The sequence below is a fragment of the Cognatishimia coralii genome, from assembly GCF_037478305.1.
Classification (GTDB): domain Bacteria; phylum Pseudomonadota; class Alphaproteobacteria; order Rhodobacterales; family Rhodobacteraceae; genus Cognatishimia; species Cognatishimia coralii.
In genome coordinates this window covers 124,227-147,200 of the sequence record NZ_JBBGAZ010000008.1, presented here as the reverse complement: position 1 = coordinate 147,200, position 22,974 = coordinate 124,227, and the positions used below count along the sequence as shown (strand labels likewise).

Sequence of the window (22,974 nt, the reverse complement as noted above, 5' to 3'; positions counted from 1 at the left end):
TACAAACCAAACCGCCCGCATATCTCTTCGATATCATCACAATGTCAAAAAACGTGGCCAGCTAAAAAACCAACCGAAGAGACAAACAAGACCAGATGCGCCCTAACTTCCGGCGCGCCCCGCCTCACTAACCTCAAGAATTTGTCCAGAACCGCGTCGCCGCCGCTCCGGTGAGGGGCGTTCTATGCTTAGTGCCGAGAACCCGCAAGCGGTTTTTTCACCTTTTTGACTCTTTTTTGAATTTTTTACGAAAACCAATAAAAATCATAACCTTAGGCGCAGCCACACTTCGACAACACATGCTGATATCGTCTCTTTCCCTTTGTGAATCGCAAAATGATGCCGCGTTGCAGCGTTATCCACAGACTCGCCATAAGCGATGTGGAAAAAGAACGACAAATTCCACCCTCCCCAAAGCGTTGCAAAAGCCGTACCCTGCCCGAAATATACCGGCACGAGTAACAGACCATGGCAGCGGCAGGCTTCAATATCCTTATTATAGGTCAATCCGGTCGCCTGACGTTCGAGGCGATATTGTTGATCGCGTCCCTGCGGATGAACGCACCCAGTTTCGAAGGAAAGATCTATGTGGCCGAACCCGCACCTGGCCCGCTTTGGCCTCGAGCGCGCGGGATCACAAACGCCAAGCATCGAGAGATCCTCAACGAGCTGGGCGCAGAGCTAGTCCAATTTGACAGCACGCAGTTTGGTGCGGACTACCCCTATGGCAACAAAATCGAAGCGCTCAAGGCCCTACCCAAAGGCGAACCCTTTCTGTTCCTAGACACGGACACCTTGATCCTAGGTGATCTGACCAAGGTGCCTTTCGACTTTGATGTACCCAGCGCGTCCCAAAGAGTCGAAGGAACCTGGCCAACACCCGAACTCTACGGACCGGGTTATACTGAGATCTGGCAGTCGCTTTACGATCGCTTTGGCCTCGACTTTGAAAGCTCTCTCGATCTGAGCCAGCCCGACGAATACTGGCGGCGCTATCTCTATTTCAATGCGGGATTCTTCTATTACCGTTGCCCGCATGAATTTGGCGCGCGGTTCTTAGACTATGCAATCGAGATCCGCGACAACCCACCCAGGGAACTTATCTGCCAGTCGCTGGATCCCTGGCTCGATCAAGTCGCCCTACCCCTTGTTATTCATTCCTTCGGCGGCAAACGCGACGCCTTGCCCAAGGGGTTGATGGATGGAGATATCACCTGCCACTACCGCATGTTCCCGCTGCTCTATGCCAAGGAAGGCGACCGCGTGGTTGAAGTTCTAGAATCCGTTGCAAAGGACAAGGCGCTTAAACCGATCCTGAAGCAATATGATCCGATCAAATTCATGGTCTATCACGGGCGCGGTCACAAGGTGCGCGCCATGTTTGATCGCGAGAACCTACCGCGCAAGGAAAAGGCCATCCGCAATAAGATCCGCAAAGCTGGGTTTTGGATGCGATAGGCCGCGGATTTGACGCAACTCAGAGCGCCCCCTAGTCTGTATCAATCCAGACCGGAGCCCGCCTCATGTCCCGCAGCAAATGGAACCATGTCCCTGACGCCCTGCCCCTAAAGGTGAACCCTTTGTGGCAGTGGCCGCTGAACCTGCGCGCGGCCTTTGACTGGTGGTGGCGTGGATGGTTCCCCATGACGGTCAGCTTGATGATCGTGGGGCTATCCATTGCTCTGTGGTTTTTTGCGAGCCCGAGCCTTAACACAGCAGCCACACCCGGCCTTTGGATCCTGGGCATCTGGCTGCGCAATCTCGTGATTGTCACACTATTGGCACAGGGCCTGCATCTGGTGCTCTATCGTTGGAAATGGCAGGGCAGCGCCAAGAAATACGACCCGCGCCCCTATCCCCGTAAAGGGCGGATGTTCACCTTTGGCGATCAATATCTCGACAATGTGTTTTGGGCGCTGGCCTCTGGCGTCACGATTTGGACGATGTTTGAAGCGCTGATCCTTTGGGCCATGGCAAACGGACTGGCGCCAATGTGGTCTTGGTCGGATGGGCCGATTTGGTTCATCGCGATCTTTCTGCTGATCCCGCCGTGGGAGAGCCTCTATTTCTATGGCGTCCATCGCCTGCTACACAGCCGCCTGCTCTATCGCTTTCATGCTCTGCATCATCGCAATACGGATGTGGGGCCGTGGTCTGGGCTGTCGATGCACCCCGTCGAACACCTGCTCTATTTCGGCACGGCGTTGATCCATTTCGTCGTGCCGACGCATCCAGTGCATGTGATCTGTCACCTTATGTTCTTTGGGCTTTACGCCATCGTGACCCATTCGGGATTCGAAGGCCTTTGGCGCAACGGCAAAAAGCGGCTGCATCTGGGGAACTTCCATCACCAGATGCACCACCGGTTCTTTGAAGTGAACTACGGCACGCTTGAGATCCCGATGGACAAGCTCTTTGGTACGTTTCACGACGGTACCGAAGCGGGCGATGCGATGATGAAAGAGCGCCTCAAGACCCGCACCCGCCCTTTGGACTAAGGCGACGCGCCGCGCCCTCGCAAACAAGCCATTGAAAGCCCGCGCCCTGCCGCCTACACATTTACCAACAGTTTTGGAGGATGACGATGACCGACGGACCTACCTACGGTTTTGATACTTTGCAAATTCACGCAGGCGCGCGGCCAGACCCTGCGACAGGGGCTCGACAAACGCCGATCCACCAGTCCACGGCCTTTGTGTTCCGCGACTCTGACCACGCGGCTGCACTGTTTAACCTACAAGAAGTGGGGTTCATCTATTCCCGCCTGACCAACCCGACGATTGCAGTCTTGCAAGAACGCATTGCGACGCTGGAAAATGGCGTCGGCGCGGTTTGCTGTTCTTCGGGTCATGCGGCACAGATCATGGCGCTGTTTCCTCTGATGCAGCCGGGCTGCAATGTTGTGGCCTCCAACCGTCTGTATGGCGGCACGATCACTCAGTTCAGCCAGACCATCAAACGCTTTGGCTGGAGCGCGAAATTCGTCGACATCGACGACACCGAGGCATTGGCTGAGGCCATCGACGAAAACACTCGTGCGGTGTTCTGTGAATCCATCGCCAACCCCGGCGGCCATATCGCAGACCTTCCGGCCATCGCAGCGGTGGCAGACGACGCAGGCATCCCTCTTATCGTCGATAACACCACCGCGACGCCGTACCTGTGTAACCCAATCAGCCTTGGCGCGACCTTGGTTGTGCATTCCACCACCAAATATCTGACCGGCAACGGTACCGTCACCGGCGGCTGCGTGGTGGACAGCGGGAAATTTGACTGGTCTGCCAATGACAAATTCCCGTCCATGTCCGCTCCAGAGCCCGCCTATCACGGCCTGAAGTTCCACGAGACCTTTGGTCCTCTGGCCTTCACCTTCCACTCCATCGCCATTGGTTTGCGCGACCTGGGCATGACGATGAACCCACAGGCAGCGCATTATACATTGATGGGGATCGAAACCCTGTCTCTGCGGATGCAGCGCCATGTGGAGAACGCAACCGATCTTGCGGAATGGCTCGAGGGTCATGACGCGGTGGACTATGTGACCTATGCAGGTTTGAAATCGTCGCCCTACTATGCTCGTATGGCCAAGATCTGCCCGAAAGGCGCGTCCGCCTTGTTCACGATCTCGCTGAAAGGCGGCTATGACGCCTGTGTCAAACTGGTCGATAGCCTCGAGATCTTTAGCCATGTGGCCAACCTTGGCGACGCGCGCTCGTTGATCATTCACCCGGCGTCGACCACGCACCGCCAGTTGACGGTTGAGCAACAGACCGCAGCCGGTGCAGGCCCGAGCATTGTGCGTCTGTCTATTGGTATTGAGGATATTCAAGACCTCAAAGGTGATCTGGATCGCGCGCTGAACGCCGCGGGTAAGTAAGCCGAGCACAGCGCCGGTCCGGTGGGTCGGCGCTGTGACGTCAGTTATAGCCATTTTATAGTGGCAAAATCCGTCCGACTTTTCTTAAACGCAAAACACACGCCAAAGCGCCGGCCCTTCGGGACCGGTCCGGCGCTGTGCTCGGCGGGCCTTTGGCCCTTGTTCCGAGCACCAGTCCTTACTCTGCAATCTCAAATGTGATCGTGACCCGCGCCGAGGTCGAGACCTCTCCCTCGGCAATCGGAACGGCATCTGACATGACCATCGCCGAGCGCTCCATAAACATCGGCTGCGGCGAGGAGGTCACCCTATCCGTCAACTCAATAATCTTGCCCAGCGAAACGCCCGCTGCTTCCGCATAAAGCTCAGCCTTCGCGCGCGCATCAGCAACTGCACGGCGACGCGCCTCGTTTTTGGCGTCGGTGGAATCCTGCAGTCCAAAACTCAAGCCGTTGAACGTATTGGCCCCATCCTCGACGACCTGATCCAGCAACCCGCCCAGCTTTTCTAAATCGCGTACGCGAATATGGACCGTATTGCCCGCAGAATAGCCGCGAATGTTGCGCCCGCCGTGGCGGTTATAACTGTCGTCCCACACTGGGTTCAGGTAGAGTCCGCTGGTCTGCACGTCCTTCGCCTCTACACCCAACTCGGTCAGCGTTGCCAAAACCGTAGCTGTCGCCTCGCTCACCTGATCCAGCGCATCATCCGCCTGTTTCGCCGCGAACTGCGAGCCAAGTGTGATCGTTGCCATATCCGGCGCTTGCTCGACCGAGCCCTGCCCTTGCACAACGATCTCGCCCGCCAAACCAAACGACGGCACGGCAAGTGCTAAAGCGAGAGCCCAAGAGTGAATTTTCAACATATGATTGCCTCCAAGTAACCGAAGCATCCCCGATCGGCATTGCAACGCGCATTGCGCCGCAGATCAACCGCTTTTGCTTTGCCTCGGCGGCTTCCTGCTGTAAAGTTTGCGCGTTAGACCCCATACCCTCGTAAGTTTAGGTCCAGAACTTAGTTATGAAGCCCGATTTTGCCTTATCCCTTTCTATGGAAGGCATCACGTTGCTGTGTCGCGCAGAAACGGGGTGGCATTTGCTGGGCGACGTGCCTCTGGATCACCGCGATCTTGGTGCGGCGCTGGCTGAACTGCGCGCTGAAGGTGAAGCATTGGTTGACGGCCCGGCGGCCTGCAAACTGATCCTGCCAAATGATCAGATCAAATACCTGAATGTCGCGGCCACCGAAGACGACGCTGAAGCACAAGTCGCGGCCGCACTGGACGGAGCCACGCCCTATGCGGTCAGCGAACTTTCGTATGATTTCACCGAGGTTGATGACGTCTTTCAGGTCGCCGCTGTCGCCATCGACACGCTGCGCGAAGCCGAAGCCTTTGCCGTAGAACACGGGTTTGCGCCGGTCAGCTTTGTCGCCATTCCCGCCGGTGACGAATTTGACGGAGAGCCGTTTTTTGGTGCAACAGGTGTCGCAGGACAATTCCTTGAGGCTGATGAATATCCAGAACCCGATATCCTCGCCGTTGAAATTTCTGGTGCAGGCGCTCCTTTTGATTTCAAACCGCTCTACAGCAAACCCGCGACTTTTGAGGAAGCTCCGTCATTTGCGTCGCGCAGACGTCCCAGCCAGGAAGAACCCCTCGCACCGCTAACGCCCATCGCAGACCCAGTCGCGCCCACAGAGGCGGACCCATTGGTCACGCAAGACACGATTGTCGCCCCTCCGACCACGCCTGCCGCGACACCAAACCTGTCTGACAAAACCCCGCGCTTTGATCCGGCCACTTTGGCCGCCGGGCTGAAAGCGCATCCAAAAGGCGCCATGGTTCCGGCCCTTGAGGTCGCAAATCCCGCACCTCAGGTACGGCAAGAGTCGTTTGTGGGCGTAACATCCCATCCGATGTCAGACCTGCCGCGGCACAAGGTGATCTCTCTTTATCTGATCGCTTTTTTCGTCGTGATTTTGGCAGCAGCCGTCACATGGGCTGCCCTGTTCACAGAGGACGGAGTCGCAACGCTCTGGCAAAGCCAGGAAACAACCCAGGTCGCAGCCCTGCCCGATCCGGAGGTCGAGACACAACCTCTCGCGCCGGTTTCGCCCGAAACAATCACCGACAGCGCTGAGATCGAAGCGCTCGAAGACGATGGCATCTATGATCCCGTTGAAGCGGCGATTGAACCCTCGCTTGAGGCCGAAGCGCGCTACGCCGCCACAGGCATCTGGGATTTCGCACCCCGTCAACCAAGCCTGCCAGTGACGGAAGGGACAGAGGGAATTTACGTTGGCTCTTTCGAGGTCTCCCAACAAACCCACGATGCCATTGCGTTGCCGCAGATCGAAAGCTTTGAAAGCGATCTGAGCTTGCCGGTGCAATATGATCCGCTGCCAGCAGGTACCCAGATCGAATTCGATGAACGCGGGCTAGTTGTCGCCACGCGCGAAGGCGCTTTGACGCCGGAATGGATTACCGTTTTCGCAGGCAAGCCAGCGGTCGTGCCCGCGTCTTTCCCGAGCCGTGATGCTGTCGTTATTGTCACGCCGGAACGCACAGACGATCCCGCACTTGAGCAACTTGCAAGCCTGCGCCCACAAGCGCGCCCCGGCGATCTGGTTGAGCAAAACGAACGCGCGACCTTGGGCGGCAGCACCCTTTCCGAGCTTGCGGGCTTGCGGCCGCGCTTGCGGCCCGACGATCCCGCGTTAGAAGCCGCTGCCGCTGTGGTCGCCTCTATCGATCCAACCGATCTTGAAGGCGCAACCAACCAGGCCGTCCTTTCCAGCCTGCGCCCCGCTTTGCGTCCGAATGGGTTTGAAGCCAAAGCCGCGAAGGTTCAGGAACAACTCGCCGCTGTCGCGGTGCCACCGGCTCAGGTCACAACCGCGTCGATCCCAAGCTCGGCCTCTGTCGCGCGGTCTGCTACACAGACCAATGCGATCAACCTGCGCAAGATCAATCTGATCGGCGTCTATGGCACGTCCAGCGACCGCCGTGCCTTGGTACGTCTTTCGACTGGCCGCTATCGTAAAGTCAAAGTCGGAGATCGGCTGGATGGGGGACGTGTGTCAGCCATCGGCGAAAGCGAGCTGCGGTACGTGAAAGGTAGCCGAAGCATCGTATTGGCGCTGCCAAAAGGCTGAAATCGCCGCCGCCTGTTTCGGGGGGAAATCTAGCGCATCTTTTCCCGTTCTTGCTAATAGTCATGAGTCTAAGATTCCCAGGGAAACGCAGCGCCCTATGGCCTGCCCAATGGAGGGAATACCATGGAACTCATCATCAGCCTGATCGCAGGCGCTATCGGCGGCAATGTCGCGGGCGGAGCCATCAAGAACATCAACCAAGGAACTGTCATCAACTCGATTGCCGGGATCCTCGGCGGCGGACTTGGCGGCTCTACTCTGTCAATGGTAGGCGCTGGCGCCCTTGCTGGAGGTGGTGGCATGGACCTTATGTCGATCATCGGACAGCTGGTCAGCGGCGGCGTTGGCGGTGGCGTGGTACTGGCCGTGGTGAGCGCAATCCGCAACGCTCTAGGCAAATAACGATACGGCCCGCGTCCTAGTCAGACGCGGGCCGTTTCTGCATGCTAAGCGAGATCGGGCTTACTCGGCCACCAACTCGCCAGTGTCGATCTGCTCTTGTTCGATGCTTTCAAACAGAGCTTTGAAGTTGCCTTCGCCAAATCCATCGTCGCCTTTGCGCTGAATGAATTCAAAGAAGATCGGGCCGATCACAGTTTTGGAGAAAATCTGCAGCAGGATCTTGGTTTCTCCACCGTTTAGAACGCCTTCGCCGTCAATCAGAATGCCGTGCTTCATCATGCGGTCTTTGGGTTCGGTGTGATCCTTCACGCGCTCATAGGACAGATCGTAGTAGGCCTCATTCGGGCCCGGCATGAACTTAAGACCTTTGTCCGCGATCTTATCTGTCGAGCTATAGATGTCGTTTGAGCCAACTGCGATATGCTGAATGCCTTCACCTTTGTATTTCTTCAGATAGCTGACAATCTGACCGGTCTCGCCGCGATCTTCGTTGATCGGGATACGGATCTTGCCGCAAGGGCTGGTCAGCGCGCGGGAAAACAGGCCGGTGAATTTGCCTTCGATGTCAAAGAAACGGATCTCACGGAAGTTGAAAAGATCGCCGTAGAATTTGAACCAAACGTCCATATTCCCTTTGAACACATTGTGGGTCAGGTGATCGAGATAGAAGAACCCGTCGCCCTCAGGCTTGGATTGCGTGGTCCAGTCGAACTCTTCGTTATAGGGCGATGTGTCGAAATACTGATCGGTGAAATAGATCAGAGACCCACCGATGCCTTCGATTGCAGGCCAATCAACGGTTTTGTCAACTGCGTCATATGGCTTGGCGCCTTTGGACACAGCATGCTCATAGGCTTTCTGTGCATCCACAACGCGCCATGCCATCGCCGAGGCGCAAGGCCCGTGCTCTTCTGCGAAACGCGCAGCAAAGCTGTTGGGTTCGTTGTTCAGCACATAGGTGATGTCGCCCTGCTGCCAAAGTTCGATGGCTTTGGTCTTGTGGTTGGCCACATGCGCATAGCCCATGCGTGCAAACAGCTCGCGCAGTTCCTGCGGCTCTGGGTGCGCAAATTCGACGAACTCGAAGCCATCGGTGCCAGCCGGGTTAAAATCAGAAATCTCGGCGCGGGGGGCGTCATGTGGGAAAGGACCCATGGGGCAGCTCCATATATTACGTGTTACGGGTGTTTCATCCAATCTACGCGCACGTCAGAGCGCAAAATCCGCAAAATTGCGTGCAATAATTATATTATCCGCGTATGATTTAAATAAATCTGCAAAATTACGCGCAAAACTCGCATCATGCTTGATCAAACCGACAAAAACCTACTGTCTGCCCTGCAAAATGACGCCCATTTGACGGCGCAGCAGTTGGGCGAGCAGCTCAATCTCTCGACCAGCCAGGCAGGGCGTCGTAGGCAACGGCTTGAGGCAGAGGGCTACATTCAAAACTATGCCGCCAAGATCGACCCGATCCGTGTCGGACTGACGGTTCAAGCTTTTGTGCAGGTGCAATTGTCCACCCACGGCCCGAACCAAAGCACCTCAATCAACCGCCTGTTTTCGCTTCGGCCTGAAATCACCAGCGTCTGGACCCTGACAGGGGACGCAGATTACCTGCTGCGTGTCTATTGCGAAGATCTCTCGGCGCTGAACCGTCTGATCCACGAGGTGCTCTTACCGCATGAGGCTGTCAGCCGCGTGCAAAGCCAGATCGTCATGGACCAACTCAAACGCGACGCGCCCCTGCCTACTTAAAGAAAGCCCATCATGGACGTATTTCTCTACCAAGCCACGATCTTCCTTGTTGCGATGGTGATCGCTGTGCCGCTGGCCTCACGCATGGGGCTGGGGTCGGTTCTGGGATATTTGATGGCGGGGGTGATGATCGGCCCCGTGCTGGGTTTGATGGGCAGCGACGAAACCCAAAGCCTGCAGCATGTTGCCGAATTTGGCGTTGTGATGATGCTGTTCATCATCGGGCTTGAACTGGATCCTCGCGCGCTTTGGGACATGCGCCACAAACTGCTTGGCCTTGGGGGGCTGCAGATCACCCTCACAACGGCTGCGGTTTGGGTCTTGTTCAGCCAATGGGGCTATGCTTGGTCAATCGCGCTGGCCGTTGGCTTGATCTTTGCCCTGTCGTCCACAGCAATTGTCCTTCAAACACTCGACGAAAAAGGGCTGATGCAAACGCCCGGAGGCCGCTCGACCTTTTCAGTCCTCTTGATGCAGGACATCGCCGTGATCCCGATGCTGGCGCTTTTGCCGCTGCTGGCGCTGCCCATTGTGCCAGAGATTGCCGCCGATGGTTCTATTTCGCTGGGTGGCCATCACGACGATCACCATGCGACCCTGTCCATCGTCGAAGGCCTGCCGAGCTGGGGCGTCACGCTTGTCACTATCGGAGTGGTGGGCGGCGTAATCCTTGCAGGCATCTATCTCGTGCGTCCCATGTTCCGCTTCATCGACAAGGCAGGCCTGCGCGAGATGTATACGGCGCTGGCCCTCTTGATCGTGGTCGGCATTGGATTCTTGATGATGCTTGTAGGGCTCTCGGCGGCGCTCGGAACCTTCCTTGCAGGTGTGGTCCTCGCGAATTCGGAATTCCGCCACGAACTGGAAAGCGACCTTGAGCCCTTTAAGGGCCTGCTCTTGGGGATCTTTTTCATCACTGTCGGCGCGCAGATCGATTTCCCGACATTGTTTCAGGATCCTCTGAATATCCTCGGACTGACGCTCTCGGTCATCGCAATCAAAATGGTGATCCTGTTTATCCTGGGCCGCGCCTTTGGCCTGAGGGGCCGCGATCAATGGCTCTTTGCCTTGGCGCTCGCGCAGGCCGGAGAATTTGGCTTCGTGCTGATTTCCTTTGCCCTGCAAACCAATGTTCTGCCAACAGACCTGTCAGAGACACTTTTGCTGGTCGTCGCGCTCTCGATGCTAATCACGCCGCTCCTGTTCATCCTCTATGAGCTGCTCTCAGCGCGCATGCAGGACGCAGACGAAGACCACGAGCCTGATGAAATCGACGAGCTCGGCCCGGTGATCATCGCGGGGATCGGTCGGTTCGGCCAGATCGTGAACCGCCTTGTGCGCGCCTCGGGCTTCAAGACAGTGGTCCTTGACCGCAACCTCGAGACCATTGAAACCATGCGCCGTTTCGGCGTCCGCGCCTATGTCGGAGACCCGACCCGCCCTGACCTTCTGCGCGCGGCGGGTCTGAAGGATGCAAAAGTTTTGGTGATTGCGCTCGACGACCCGGCCTCGGCGCTGCGCCTTGTGAAACACGCCCGGAAAGAACGGCCCGACCTGCATATTATCGCCCGCGCGACGGATCGCCCGACCGTGTTTAAACTGTTCCAGGCCGGTGCAAATGACATTGTCCGCGAGATGTTTGACAGCAGCTTGCGCGCCGGTCGCTATGTGCTCGAGAACATGGGCCTCACGGAGTATGAGGCAGCCATGGCCGAAGAAGCCTTCTACCACCACGACCGTGACGCCGTCCGAGAGCTCGCGCTTCTGTGGCGCGAGGACATCCCGGGCTCGCAGAACAAACCCTATATCGACAAAGCGATGGAGCTTGAGGCCGAGCTTCAGACCGTCCTCACAGCTCAGATCGGCAAAGACCCTTAGCCTGCAGACACGCCCGCTTCGGCAAAGGTCGCCATACCCGAGTGACAGGCAACCGCGGATTTCACGATATTGATCGCCAGCGCGCCGCCAGAGGCCTCGCCAAGACGCATGTTCATCGCCAAAAGCGGCTCTTTGCCGAGGTTCTTCAGTACGTTGAAATGCGCCGCCTCGGCACTGACGTGACCGGCCACACAGTGATCGAGCGCACTGCCTTCTTCGGCCGCCAAAGTCGCCGCTGCCGCAGAACAGATGAACCCATCGAGAACCACTGGAATACGCGCAACCCGCGCCTTGGCAATCGCACCCGCCATCGCAGCCAGCTCGCGCCCACCCAGACAGCGCAACACTTCCAGACCGCTGCGATCCGCGTTCACCGCAACGCCTTCGCGCACAACCCGCGCTTTGATCGCGAGCCCTGCATCGTCGACGCCAGTGCCACGACCAACCCAATCCTCGGCCTCACCGCCATAAAGCGCATGGGCAATCGCCGCTGCTGACGTCGTATTGCCAATCCCCATTTCGCCAACGACCAAAAGATCGGTGCCCTCGGCCACCGCATTCCATCCGGTCAAAAGGGCCTCAACAACCTCAGCCTCGCTCATCGCAGGGCCTTGGGTGAAATCCGCCGTCGGGTTGTCCAAATCCAAGGCGTGCACGTCCAACGTCGCGCCCGCCGCTTTGGACAGCTGATTGATCGCCGCCCCGCCGTGCTGAAAATTCATGACCATCTGAACGGTCACTTCCGCCGGGAAAGCAGACACGCCCTGCGCCGTCACACCGTGATTTCCGGCAAATACAATCACCTGAGGCGCGTCAATCGAAGGCTTAGCATCCCCGCGCCAGCCCGCATACCAAACGGCCAGTTCCTCAAGACGCCCCAAAGATCCCGGAGGCTTCGTCAACTGGCCATTGCGCTCCTCAGCTGCGCCATAGGCCGCGCCGTCAGACGCTGGCGCACTCGCCAGAAGGCTGCGGAATTCAGCGAGTGTTGAAAAAGCCTGAGTCATGGTCGTCCCTCTATCCCCCGTAAGTTGACAAGTTCTTTAGCGCAGTGTCAGGTGATCACAAGTCCATAAGGGACATTCAGGTGGAAAGTCACGACATGTCAGCCCCGCAATTCAAAGATGTCGCAACGGCACTGGCGTTGCTGACGCGGTTTCCGGTGAAAGCAGAATTCGACCGTACTGCGCAGGCAAGCTGGGCCTATCCCTTCGCGGGCACCGTTTTGGGCACATGCGCGGCGCTTATGACGGCCATCGCGATGTGGCTGGGCGTCGATCCGATGCTGGCGGCGGGGATATATCTCGCCGCGACGGCATTCATGTCCGGTGCCATGCACGAAGACGGTCTCGCCGATACGGCTGATGGTTTCTGGGGCGGCTGGGATCCTGCGCGCCGCCTTGAGATCATGAAAGACAGCGCCATAGGCGCTTACGGGGTCATCGCTCTGATCCTCAGCCTGATCACCCGCTGGGCCGCAGTCTGGCTGTTGATCGACGGCGGTTGGTGGTTCTTTCCCCTGATCGCCATCGAAACCCTATCCCGCAGCGCAATGCCCGCTCTGATGCACGCTCTGCCAAACGCGCGCGACACCGGCCTCAGCCAATCCCAAGGTCGGCCAGATATGGCAACCGCAGCCCTCGCCATCGCAGGTGCCTCTGTCCTTTCGCTATTGCTGATCGGCCTCACAACGATCCCACTTCTGATCTTCGGAGCCCTCGCCGCAACCGGCATGGCTGTCCTCGCCAAAACCAAAATCGGCGGTCAGACCGGAGACGTCCTCGGCGCGACGCAACAGATCACGGCAATCGTTTTGTTGATGGTGCTCGCCTAGGCTTTCATCTTGCCAAAAAATACTCAAAGCGCAGCCGCGCAACGAAAAACCGCGCCCGAAAGGACGCGGTTCTTCAAATCTGATACAGGAAAGACTTACGCAGCGCGCGCGGTCAGAACCTCGTCGACCTGCTTGGCCGCCAGCACTTCGTCGCCGCCAGACACAGCCGCAACTTCGCGGGTCAAACGCTCTAGAGCGGCTTCGTAAAGCTGACGCTCAGAATAGCTCTGCTCGCGCTGATCGTCGGTGCGGTGCAAATCGCGCACAACCTCGGCAATCGCGATCAGATCGCCAGAGTTGATCTTTTGCTCATATTCCTGAGCCCGACGCGACCACATCGCGCGTTTGACCTTGGCTTTGCCCTTCAGCGTCTTCATCGCCTGGCTGATCACGTCAGGAGAGCTTAGGCCACGCATACCAATCGCGGTCGCCTTATGTGTCGGCACCCGCAGGGTCATCTTGTCTTTTTCAAAGGAAATCACAAAGAGTTCCAGGTCGATGCCCGCGATCTCTTGCTCCTCGATGGAGACGATCTGACCCACGCCATGCGCAGGATAAACGACAAAGTCGTTCGGGCGGAATTCGTTCTTTTTCTTGCTCATTCAGTACTTCATCCTACAAGAGCCAAAACCACGCAGCGAAAAAAACACATGTGCGGAAATCGGCATTCCGCCCAGGGCTTCATTTTGGCGCAAAAAACCATCCGATGGCTCAGAGCCTAAGGGATGGTATCAGGTGGTCCTATTCATATGTCACAAAAACATAGCATAAAAACTGACCATTTCAAAGCACCCGCAGCATGATTGCCGGTTTATCGGAATACAATCAGGGGGTTAGCCAGGTGATTTTTGCCAGAATCATGCCGCTGCGCAGCGAATCGAGGCCAAGAATCGATTCTTAGCCGCCTTCACCGGGCGCCTCAGAGAAGTATTTCTCCATCTTGCCCTCTTCGCCATCACGCTCTTCATAGCCCGGCATCGGGTCTTTCTTAGAGATGATGACCGGCCAGATTTCCGCGTATTTGCGGTTGAACTCGACCCATTTTTCCATGTCTGGCTCAGTATCTGGCGAAATCGCTTCTGCCGGGCACTCAGGTTCGCAGACGCCACAGTCGATGCATTCATCCGGATGGATCACCAGCGTGTTCTCACCCTCGTAGAAGCAATCCACAGGACAGACTTCGACACAGTCGGTGTATTTACAGGCGATGCAGTTTTCGGTGACGACATAGGTCATGGGCGTAATTCCTGAGCTTTCGCGCTCTAGCTAATTCAAAGCGGCCTATTCTTCAAGCGGCCGGGATTTCATAAGATCGAGATTGCGTCGATCGCGTTTGGTCGGGCGACCTTTTCCCTCAAAACTCACCCCTGCCGGAGTTTTCTTCTCGGGTTCGGTCATATCAAAATAGAGCGCCTGAGCCTCAGAAGCAGGTCCACGACGCGTCCCCAAAGCTTCAATACGCGCCACGCGGATACGCTTGGCCTGTGGAAAGGTCAAGACATCGCCAATGGTTACAGCGTGGCTCGGCTTGCTGATTTTCTGTCCGTTGACGCGAACGTGACCACCAGACACGACTTTGGCCGCCAAAGTGCGAGTTTTAAAGAACCGCGCGTGCCAGAGCCATTTATCTATTCGAAGTTTGGCGGGGGCGTCGGTCATCCTGCTGTCCTGAAAATGGCGCGCCCGAAAGCGCGCCGGTCAGATTAGCTTTTTTCCTTAAGCGCCATGAGGGCTGCGAAAGGATTGTCGGGATCGATGGCTTTTTCTTTTTTAGGCGGACGCGCTTGGAAGCTTTTGGCTTTGTCCTGACGCGGCTTGCCGCCCTGTTTGCCACCGGGCTTGCCTTGACGACGCCCTTTGGGGGCTCCGCCGTCGCGACGTGGCTTTTGGCCCTGGCCGCCACGGTTTTGCTGACGCGCTCCGCGATTTCCACCCCAGGTGAACGTATAAAACACGTCGATCTCTGGCTCTGCAGGCGTTTCTGCCTCGGCTGGCGCCGCAGCCTCCGCCGGTGCCTCATCCGCCGCTGGCGCTGGGGCGTCTTCGGTCACGGCCTCAGCACTCGCCTCAGGCTTCACTTTCGGACGTTCACCGCGTTCGGCGTTATAGCCCAGCCCCTTCATCAGATCCGCGAATTGATCCAGCGTCATGCCGGTGATCGAGAGCATATCCGGATTGGCCTCAAAGCCGCCACGACTGTCCTCGGTGCGCAGCATGTCGGCCAGACGTTCCAGCATGTCGATGCGGATCGCCCGCTCGCCTGCAGCACGATACCCCGCCATAGCGTGATAGCCCTGTGGCGCGCCCTCACCGGCCGGCACAGTCACCAGACCGGGAGGCGGTGCTTCTGGGAACTCGCCCAGACCCTTAGACAAAGACCACAGCACCAGACGCAGACGCGTTGGTGCGGGTTTCAGCATCAGCGGCATAAAGATCGTGAACTGACCAAAACGGATGCCATGTTTGCGCAATGCGCCGCGGGCGTCCTGATCCAATGCCTTGACGTCGTCGGCCACATCTCCGCGCGGTAGAACGCCCAGCGCTTCGACCATCTGGAATGCGAAACCGCGCGCAAGGCCCGAAAGCTCTTCGTCGCGCGACAGGTTCAACAGAGGCTCAAACAGAGCCGCGATCTTGCGGTCGATAAAATGCTGCAGGCGGCGTTGCACTTTTTGCGCGACATCCGGCCCGGCTTCGTCATCGACAAAAACCTCAACCATCGGCTTCAGAGGCTCTGCCCCTGCGGCCAGTTTCCCGACCGCATATTCGCCCCACATGAGGCCGCCCTGTTCGGTGAAATCAATTTCCGTATCAGGCGCGTTATAAAAGCGATCTGCCCGCAGATGAAATTGCGGGGCAAGCGCCGCAAGACTGGCCTGACGAAGCGTTTTGGCTTCGGCTCCTTGCGCAGACTTGTCAGCTTGAAATCTAAATCCTTCGAGACGACCGACGAATTCCCCCTCGACGGTCACATCTCCATTTTCATTTACTTCGGCCAAAAGGGCCTCCTTCTGTTTGAGCCGCCGGAGCAGAACTGAGGTTCGGCGGTCCACAAATTTTTCGGTCAATCTTGCGTGTAGTGCATCTGACAGACGATCTTCTACAGCGCGAGTCTCGTCCCGCCAATAATTTTCGTCGTCAATCCAACCATTTCGCTGCGCGACGTAGGTCCATGTACGTATAAATGCAACTCTTTTGGACAGGGTATCGATGTTCCCGTCCACGCGGTCGATTCGTTTGACCTGACGTAAGAACCAGTCGTTGGGGATCGAGCCGCGTTCATGCAGGTGGGTGTAGATGCCCTCGAGGAGGCTTGCGTGTTCATTGTGGCTGATACCGCGGAAGTCCGGCACACGGCAGACATCCCACAACAGACGCACCGATTTTGCGTCACTGGCGCGAGCGCGGATCTCGGCCTCGCGGGCCAGAGTTTTCAACGCCATAAGGTCATCCGCTTCGCGCGCCTTGACCAGTCGCTCGTCGCTGGTGGGCTCCTCTAAGCTATTGATCAAGGCATCGATATGGCCAAACCGCAGGTCCGCATTCCGCCAAACCAGCTTGCGCACCGGCGCAAAGCGATGCTCCATGATGGCTTCGGCGACCGGCTCATCTAGGGGACGCGCTTCGCCCGTGACGCCGAAGGTTCCGTGACTCATGCCCCGCCCTGCACGCCCCGCGATTTGGGCCAGCTCGTTTGGCATCAAATCGCGCATCCGTCTGCCATCGAACTTGTTGGTACCAGCAAAAGCCACGTGGTCGATGTCCAGATTGAGCCCCATGCCAATCGCATCCGTGGCCACCAGAAATTCCACATCGCCATTCTGATAGAGCGCCACCTGCGCGTTGCGTGTGCGAGGGCTGAGCGCGCCCATGACCACTGCCGCCCCGCCCTTTTGCCGCTTCATCAGCTCGGCAATCGCATAGAGGTTATCGACCGAAAAACTCACAATCGCCGAGCGCGGCTGCATCCGCGAAATCTTGCGGCTGCCGGAATAGCTGAGCGTCGACATGCGCTCGCGGCGGATAAACTGAGCCTCCGGAATCAGATCGGCAATGACCCCGCGCATGGAATCCGAGCCCAGAAACATCGTCTCGTGCAGCCCCCGCGCCCGCAGCAGTCGGTCCGTAAACACGTGCCCCCGCTCAGGATCCGCGCAAAGCTGGATTTCGTCCACAGCGAGAAAATCACAGCCCATGCCCTCGGGCATCGCCTCAACCGTACAGACCCAATATTGCGCGCGCGGCGGTAGAATACGTTCCTCGCCCGTCACCAAGGCCACCACCGATGGCCCGCGCGCAGCGACGATCTTGTCATAAACCTCGCGCGCCAAAAGGCGCAAAGGCAGGCCAATCACACCGGTGCGATGGCCCAGCATACGTTCTATCGCCAAATGGGTTTTACCCGTATTGGTCGGTCCCAAGACCGCGGTCACCCGCCCCTGCTGCGCCATTGTATTGCCTTTGAATTAGAGGGTCTGACCCTTTGCCAGCGGCTCAAGCCGCGCCATGGTCTCAGATAGGTCGGGATAATGGGGATGTATAGTCCGCAAAAGCTCCATCGCCTCAAAGGCATCCGCAGGACGGCCAATGGTTTCAAGGATCACGCCTAGCCCATAGATCGCCTCATAATGCTGCGGATTGAGCGCCAAAGCATGTTCAAGATCTGACAGCGCCATGCCGTAATAGCCCATGCGCACAAACGCCCCCGCGCGACTGACCCAGCCCTCGGCGAATTCCGGCGCATGATCGGTCAGGGCCGATAGGTGATCAACCGCAGCCTCAACCTCGCCGCGCTCCAAAGCATCCAGGCCGCGCTTGAGCAGAAAATCCGCAGACGCAGACCCGGATTTCCGCCACAAAAGCTCGATTTCCCCAGAGATCCGCTGCGCCGCCGTCGCATCCGCCTCACGCAACTCTTGCATCAAGCCGTCTAAACGGTCTTGCGCCACCGCAACGCCGCCAAGTATGGCAAACATAACTGCCGCGACGGCAAGTTTAAGAATATGTGGTAAGCGAAGCATATCAGTCATAAATGTAACCTGAACGGAGGGATTTACCAGCCTTCTGTGGATCACATCTAAGAAAGGTTGGACCATGAGCGATATCGTGACCAAGGCCGTAGAGGCTCTGACTGAAAAACTGGGCGGCGACGAGTTCGACGGCTCTGCGAAATTTGAAATCGAAGGCGAAGGCGCGATTGTCATCGACAGCGACGGCGTGCGCGCAAGCGACGATGACACCGACGTGACCCTGACGGCAGATGCCGACACCTTCCAGGAAATCCTCGAAGGCGAGCTGAACCCAACCGCGGCCTTCATGGGCGGCCGCCTGTCTGTGGACGGCGACATGGGCATGGCGATGAAACTGGGCAGCGTTCTCGGCTAATGAAACTGTCATCCGCACCTTACCACGCAACAATTCCTGATGAGCCTCTTGCCGAGGCCTATTGGGTCAAAACTGCGGATGACATCCGACTGCGCGTCGCGCATTGGGCGGTTCCCAAAGCAAAGGGAACCGTTCTGCTGTTTCCGGGGCGCACGGAATATATCGAGAAATACGCGGTAACAGCCGCGGATTTCGCAGAGCACGGCTATGGCGTCTATGCCATCGACTGGCGTGGCCAGGGCCTTGCCGATCGTGTGGCGGAGGATCATCGCGTCGGCCACGTAGATGACTTCGCTGACTACCAAATCGACATGGACGCGGCGCTTGCCGCTGCCGAGGCTCTGGAGCTGCCAAAACCTTGGTATCTGCTTGGGCACTCTATGGGCGGCTGTATCGGGTTGCGCGCACTCTATCGTGGTCTGGACGTGAAGGCTGCCGCGTTTTCCGGCCCCATGTGGGGCTTGGGGTCTACGGCGTTGGTGCGCACTTTCGGAAAAATGCTTGGCGGTGCGGCAACCAAGACCGGCTTTGGCGAACATTTCGCGCCGGGCGGCAGCAAAGAGATTTATGTTCTGGCTGACACATTCCCAGACAACGGCCTGACAACCGACAGCGCCATGTATGTCCGGATGCAGGATCAGGCCCGCGCCAATCCCGAACTGGTGGTCGCAGGGTTTTCCTACCAATGGGTTTATGAGGCCTTCAAAGAAACCGAAGCCTTGGAAAAAATCCCATCCCCCAGCCTGCCTTGCCTGACCATCGTCGGCTCGAACGAAGACATCGTAAACCCTGCGGGGATTGAAAACCGCATGGCGCGTTGGCCCAAAGGCGAGCTCATGTTGATCCCGCGCGGCAAACACGAAGTCCTGATGGATAGCAAAGCCATGCGCGGCCCAGCCATCAAAGCCATGGCGGATCTGTTTTCACAACATTGCTAAGCGGCAGGTCTTGCACCTTCGCCCCCCCTCTGCCTATCTGTGATCCAAGAGCAATTCACAGATGAGGCCCACCGATGTTCACCCTGCCCTTCCCGCTGCCCACCGCAGTGCGTGACGCAAATGCCAGCTCTGGCAGCGAGAACCTCGGCGATCTGCCGGAATGGGATCTGAGCGACCTCTACACCTCTCCTGACGCGCCGGAACTGGAAGCGGATCTGGCGTTCCTCGAGAAAGAATGTTCCGCCTTTGCCGCAGATTACGAAGGCAAACTGGCTGATCTGAGCGCAGATGACATGCTCACCTGCATTGAGCGCAACGAAAAGATCAGCCAGGTCTCGGGCCGCATCATGTCCTATGCGGGGCTGCGGTACTACCAGATGACCGTGGACGCCGAGCGCGCGCAATTCATGGCGAATTGTCAGGAACAGCTGACCGATTTCTCCACGCCTTTGGTGTTCTTTACGCTGGAACTGAACCGCCTTGAGGACGACCACCTCGCAGGCCTCATGGCCGCAAACGAAGGCCTTGCGCGCTATAAACCCGTCCTTGACCGCATCCGCGCGATGAAACCGCACCAACTCTCTGACGAGATGGAGAAATTCCTGCATGACCTCGGTGTCGTCGGCGATGCCTGGGAGCGGCTGTTTGACGAAACCATCGCGGGGCTCGAGTTCGACATGGAGGGCGAGACCCTCAATATCGAGGCCACGCTGAACTTCCTGACCGACCCGGACCGCAGCAAGCGAGAAGCAGCCGCCCGCGAAGTCGCCCGAGTGCTTGGCGGCAACATCAAAACCTTTGCCCGCGTTCACAACACGCAAGCCAAGGAAAAAGAGGTCATGGATCGCTGGCGCAATATGCCAACGGCGCAAACTGGACGTCACCTGTCAAACCACGTAGAACCCGAGGTGGTCGAAGCGCTCCGCAACGCCGTCGTCGCGGCCTATCCAAAACTCAGCCACCGCTACTACGAGCTGAAACGCAAATGGCTCGGCTTGGATACAATGCAGGTCTGGGACCGCAACGCGCCCCTGCCGATGGATGATCCGCGCATTGTGGATTGGGACGAGGCACGCAAAACAGTCTCTGACGCCTATGCCGCCTTTGATCCGCGCATGGCCGAAATCGCAGAACCCTTCTTTACCGATGGCTGGATTGATGCGGGCGTAAAACCCGGCAAAGCTCCCGGCGCCTTCGCGCATCCGACGGTCACCAACGTCCACCCCTATGTGATGCTGAACTACCTCGGCAAACCGCGCGATGTGATGACCTTGGCGCATGAACTGGGCCACGGCGTCCACCAAGTCCTCGCAGCAGAGCAAGGCGAGATGTTATCATCAACGCCACTGACCCTTGCCGAAACTGCCTCTGTCTTTGGCGAAATGCTCACCTTCCGCAAAATGCTCGACGCCGCCGAAACCCAGGAACAACGCAAAGTGCTCTTGGCAGGCAAAGTCGAAGATATGATCAACACGGTCGTGCGCCAGATCGCCTTCTACGATTTCGAATGCAAACTCCACGCCGCCCGCCGCGAAAGCGAGCTGACACCCGAGGATATCAACGCCCTCTGGATGTCCGTCCAAGCCGAAAGCCTCGGCCCGGCGTTTGAGTTCATGGACGGCTATGAGACCTTCTGGGCCTATATCCCCCACTTCGTCCACTCGCCTTTCTACGTCTATGCCTATGCCTTCGGCGACGGCCTCGTGAACGCGCTCTACGCAGTCTATGCCGAGGGCGACGCGGGCTTTGAAGAGAAATATTTCGACATGCTCAAAGCTGGCGGCTCCAAGCACCACAAAGAGCTACTCGCCCCCTTTGGGTTGGACGCGTCTGATCCAAAATTCTGGGACAAGGGCCTGTCGATGATCTCTGACATGATCGACGAGCTTGAAGCGATGGAAGGCTGATCACACAATCGCGTGATGCCTTCGGCGAGAGTATTTTGGGCAAGATGAAACAGCTTTTCTCTTGCCCAAATATCCTGGGGTGAAGACCGCAGGTCGAGGGGCAAGACCCCTACTTCAACTGACTGTCTTTCGAGCCACGCCGGTTGATACCACCCCGTGCCTGAAACGCTTGATCGCGTTCCTGTTGGCAGTCGATACAGAGCTTCACCCCCGGCAAAGCCTCGCGGCGCTTTTCGGGGATTTCTTCTTCACATTCCGCGCAATGGGTAAGGCTTTCGCCGACAGGATCCTGCCGTGCTTTCATGCGCGCGAGTTCGTCTGAAATAGACGCTTCGATCTGTTCGCTTACCGCCCCATCGCGGGCCCAGCCACCGGCCATAGTTGCCTCCTATTCAGGATTATGACCCTAGCGCGGAGAGGCTTGACCAGGCAAGGTCGCTTAGACTTCGCTTGCGACCTCAAAGACTTTGTCAATCATCGCCTGCGTCCCGCGTGAGAACTCTAGTGGCACGGGGTAGTCGCCACCCTCACGCACCGCCCGACCAAAGGCCTCGACTTGCAGCTTGTAGTGATCATCTGCAGGGAACCGCTGCGTAGACACTGTACCTCCACCGGTATGGCCCACCGTGTGCAACTCAACCCGTGCTTCGCCAAAAACCCTCGCATTGAAGGGTGCGGTCAGTCGGATCACGCCCTTCTCGCCATGAAACACCATCTCTTGATAGGGATGCATGCGCGTGCTGACATAAGCCGTATACAGCGCATCGCCAAAGCGTCCCTGCACGTCAGCCACCACATCAACCCTGTTCTCGTACCGCACCCGTGCCGAGATATCGTTGGCCTCTAGCCCCGTCACAAACCGCGCCGATCCGAAGACATAGACCCCGATATCCCGCAGCCCCCCGCCGCCAGTTTCGGGCCGATTGCGGATGTTTCCAGTGTCTTTGCGATTGTCGAAAGAGAACTTGCCGCTGACATGCGTGAGCTTGCCAATCATGCCCTGCTGGACCAGATCACGCGTCAGATGCCACTGCGGATGATGCAGGATCATATAGGCCTCTGCCGCCAGCAAACCCGATTTATCGCGAGCGGCGATCAGCTGATCGAACTCTGCCTCCTGCATGGCAATCGGCTTTTCACAAAGCACATGCTTGCCCGCCTCAAGCGCTTTGATCGTCCAGTCCACATGCATGTGATTGGGCAGAGGAATATAGATCGCGTCGATCTCGGGATCAGCCAGCAGATCGTCATAGGACAGATGCACGCGCAGGTTTGAGCAAAAGGCCTGAAATGGCGCGGCTTTGTCCGCTGAGGAAGTCGCCAGCGCGGCAAATTCTGCTCCCTCTGCCGCGTGAATGGCGGGCGCCATATAGTTCAACGCGAATTTGGACGCACCCAATACGCCCCATTTGACTGGTGTCATCTCAGCCCCTCCCAAGATCTGTTAGCGCAATCACACTACACGGGACGGGGCTGAGGTAAAGGCTTTGTCTTATTGTATGGATTTATCCCATGGGAAAGGACGCACCTCGGTGTTGCCGGTTTGGAAATCGACTACATCCTTCATCCAGACGCTGAGGTCTCGGCCGATGTCGGCAATCAATTCGTTGCGGCGACCAGCAAAGAGATACCAGAAGAACTGTAGGATCGCACCCAGGGCCAAAAGCGATTCCGCAACGCCGAAAAGGATCAAAAAGACCAGCATATGCAGGCCGCGTTTCCACGCACCACCTTTGGGTTTTTCAGTCTCAGAATAGCTGTGCTGGTGTGTGTCCGTCATGGCATCCTCCGATGTCAAAGAAACAAGGCTTCTGGCGAGCCGGAGGGTTTCCGGCTCGT

At 57.6% G+C, this 22,974-nt stretch carries 22 protein-coding genes; 11 read left to right on the top strand and 11 right to left on the bottom strand.

All coding sequences use genetic code 11. The annotated features are described in order from the left end of the window. The first annotated feature begins 468 nt into the window (after positions 1-468). The 3 genes from WG622_RS14345 (at position 469) to WG622_RS14335 (ending at position 3,877) form a co-directional block, all read left to right on the top strand. Entirely contained in the window at positions 469-1,458 is a 990-nt protein-coding gene (locus WG622_RS14345) for a GT-B fold glycosyltransferase domain-containing protein (RefSeq protein WP_339404242.1), read from the top strand. Between the two features lie 65 nt (positions 1,459-1,523). Next, positions 1,524-2,498 (top strand): sterol desaturase family protein, encoded by a 975-nt coding sequence (locus WG622_RS14340; protein WP_339404241.1) that lies wholly within the window; start codon positions 1,524-1,526, stop codon positions 2,496-2,498. Positions 2,499-2,584: 86 nt separating this feature from the next. After that, positions 2,585-3,877, top strand: a complete 1,293-nt coding sequence (locus WG622_RS14335; protein WP_339404240.1) for an O-acetylhomoserine aminocarboxypropyltransferase/cysteine synthase family protein — start codon at positions 2,585-2,587, stop codon at positions 3,875-3,877. Between the two features lie 178 nt (positions 3,878-4,055). On the opposite strand, the gene WG622_RS14330 is transcribed toward WG622_RS14335, so the two are convergent. After that, complete coding sequence (locus WG622_RS14330) at positions 4,056-4,742, bottom strand: SIMPL domain-containing protein (protein WP_339404239.1); 687 nt, start codon at positions 4,740-4,742, stop codon at positions 4,056-4,058. Between the two features lie 155 nt (positions 4,743-4,897). On the opposite strand from WG622_RS14330, the gene WG622_RS14325 reads away from it, so the two are divergent. Next, positions 4,898-7,033, top strand: a complete 2,136-nt coding sequence (locus WG622_RS14325) for a hypothetical protein (protein ID WP_339404238.1) — start codon at positions 4,898-4,900, stop codon at positions 7,031-7,033. 123 nt (positions 7,034-7,156) lie between these two features. Next, entirely contained in the window at positions 7,157-7,435 is a 279-nt protein-coding gene (locus WG622_RS14320; protein ID WP_339404237.1) for a hypothetical protein, read from the top strand. Positions 7,436-7,495: 60 nt separating this feature from the next. Here WG622_RS14320 and hppD read toward each other — a convergent pair whose 3' ends face one another. Then, complete coding sequence (gene hppD, locus WG622_RS14315) at positions 7,496-8,590, bottom strand: 4-hydroxyphenylpyruvate dioxygenase (RefSeq protein ID WP_339404236.1); 1,095 nt, start codon at positions 8,588-8,590, stop codon at positions 7,496-7,498. 147 nt (positions 8,591-8,737) lie between these two features. Between hppD and WG622_RS14310 the strand changes: the two genes are divergently transcribed. Both WG622_RS14310 and WG622_RS14305 read left to right on the top strand, forming a co-directional pair. Beyond that, positions 8,738-9,193, top strand: a complete 456-nt coding sequence (locus WG622_RS14310) for an Lrp/AsnC family transcriptional regulator (RefSeq protein WP_339404235.1) — start codon at positions 8,738-8,740, stop codon at positions 9,191-9,193. Between the two features lie 12 nt (positions 9,194-9,205). Next, positions 9,206-11,071 carry a cation:proton antiporter domain-containing protein gene (locus tag WG622_RS14305; RefSeq protein ID WP_339404234.1) on the top strand — a complete coding sequence of 622 codons (1,866 nt, stop codon included), beginning with the start codon at positions 9,206-9,208 and terminating at the stop codon, positions 11,069-11,071. On the opposite strand, the gene cobT is transcribed toward WG622_RS14305, so the two are convergent. Further along, entirely contained in the window at positions 11,068-12,078 is a 1,011-nt protein-coding gene (cobT, locus tag WG622_RS14300) for a nicotinate-nucleotide--dimethylbenzimidazole phosphoribosyltransferase (RefSeq protein WP_339404233.1), read from the bottom strand. The genes WG622_RS14305 and cobT overlap by 4 nt on opposite strands. Before the next feature lie 95 nt (positions 12,079-12,173). Between cobT and WG622_RS14295 the strand changes: the two genes are divergently transcribed. After that, on the top strand, positions 12,174-12,905 hold the full coding sequence (locus tag WG622_RS14295) for an adenosylcobinamide-GDP ribazoletransferase (RefSeq protein WP_339404232.1): 732 nt from the start codon (positions 12,174-12,176) through the stop codon (positions 12,903-12,905). 95 nt (positions 12,906-13,000) lie between these two features. Here the strand turns inward: WG622_RS14295 and WG622_RS14290 are convergent, their stop codons facing one another. The 5 genes from WG622_RS14290 to WG622_RS14270 all read right to left on the bottom strand — a co-directional run bounded on the left by WG622_RS14290 (position 13,001) and on the right by WG622_RS14270 (position 17,935). Beyond that, the gene (locus tag WG622_RS14290; protein WP_209356909.1) at positions 13,001-13,507 is read right to left on the bottom strand and encodes a CarD family transcriptional regulator; all 507 of its coding nucleotides are present in this window, start codon (positions 13,505-13,507) and stop codon (positions 13,001-13,003) included. Between the two features lie 295 nt (positions 13,508-13,802). Beyond that, positions 13,803-14,141: a ferredoxin FdxA gene (gene fdxA, locus WG622_RS14285; protein WP_209356910.1), complete on the bottom strand. Its 339-nt coding sequence runs from the start codon at positions 14,139-14,141 to the stop codon at positions 13,803-13,805. Positions 14,142-14,186: 45 nt separating this feature from the next. Continuing rightward, complete coding sequence (locus WG622_RS14280; protein WP_339404231.1) at positions 14,187-14,564, bottom strand: RNA-binding S4 domain-containing protein; 378 nt, start codon at positions 14,562-14,564, stop codon at positions 14,187-14,189. Positions 14,565-14,608: 44 nt separating this feature from the next. Next, a complete protein-coding gene (locus WG622_RS14275) occupies positions 14,609-17,356 on the bottom strand; it encodes a helicase-related protein (RefSeq protein ID WP_339404230.1) in 2,748 nt (915 codons plus the stop codon). A gap of 15 nt (positions 17,357-17,371) precedes the next feature. Beyond that, positions 17,372-17,935 (bottom strand): tetratricopeptide repeat protein, encoded by a 564-nt coding sequence (locus WG622_RS14270; RefSeq protein WP_339404229.1) that lies wholly within the window; start codon positions 17,933-17,935, stop codon positions 17,372-17,374. A 64-nt stretch (positions 17,936-17,999) separates the two neighbouring features. Here WG622_RS14270 and WG622_RS14265 point away from each other — a divergent pair, with 64 nt between their 5' ends. The 3 genes from WG622_RS14265 (at position 18,000) to WG622_RS14255 (ending at position 21,135) form a co-directional block, all read left to right on the top strand. Beyond that, positions 18,000-18,290: an SCP2 sterol-binding domain-containing protein gene (locus WG622_RS14265; protein ID WP_339404228.1), complete on the top strand. Its 291-nt coding sequence runs from the start codon at positions 18,000-18,002 to the stop codon at positions 18,288-18,290. Next, complete coding sequence (locus WG622_RS14260) at positions 18,290-19,228, top strand: alpha/beta hydrolase (protein ID WP_339404227.1); 939 nt, start codon at positions 18,290-18,292, stop codon at positions 19,226-19,228. Before WG622_RS14265 ends, WG622_RS14260 begins: the two co-directional genes overlap by 1 nt. A gap of 74 nt (positions 19,229-19,302) precedes the next feature. After that, a complete protein-coding gene (locus tag WG622_RS14255) occupies positions 19,303-21,135 on the top strand; it encodes a M3 family oligoendopeptidase (RefSeq protein WP_339404226.1) in 1,833 nt (610 codons plus the stop codon). 109 nt (positions 21,136-21,244) lie between these two features. On the opposite strand, the gene WG622_RS14250 is transcribed toward WG622_RS14255, so the two are convergent. The 3 genes from WG622_RS14250 to WG622_RS14240 all read right to left on the bottom strand — a co-directional run bounded on the left by WG622_RS14250 (position 21,245) and on the right by WG622_RS14240 (position 22,915). After that, positions 21,245-21,514, bottom strand: coding sequence for a DksA/TraR family C4-type zinc finger protein (locus WG622_RS14250; protein ID WP_339404225.1), 270 nt, complete (start codon positions 21,512-21,514; stop codon positions 21,245-21,247). Positions 21,515-21,574: 60 nt separating this feature from the next. Further along, on the bottom strand, positions 21,575-22,558 hold the full coding sequence (locus WG622_RS14245; RefSeq protein ID WP_339404224.1) for a Gfo/Idh/MocA family protein: 984 nt from the start codon (positions 22,556-22,558) through the stop codon (positions 21,575-21,577). Between the two features lie 69 nt (positions 22,559-22,627). After that, positions 22,628-22,915, bottom strand: a complete 288-nt coding sequence (locus WG622_RS14240) for a DUF4389 domain-containing protein (protein WP_339404223.1) — start codon at positions 22,913-22,915, stop codon at positions 22,628-22,630. Positions 22,916-22,974 lie beyond the last annotated feature (59 nt).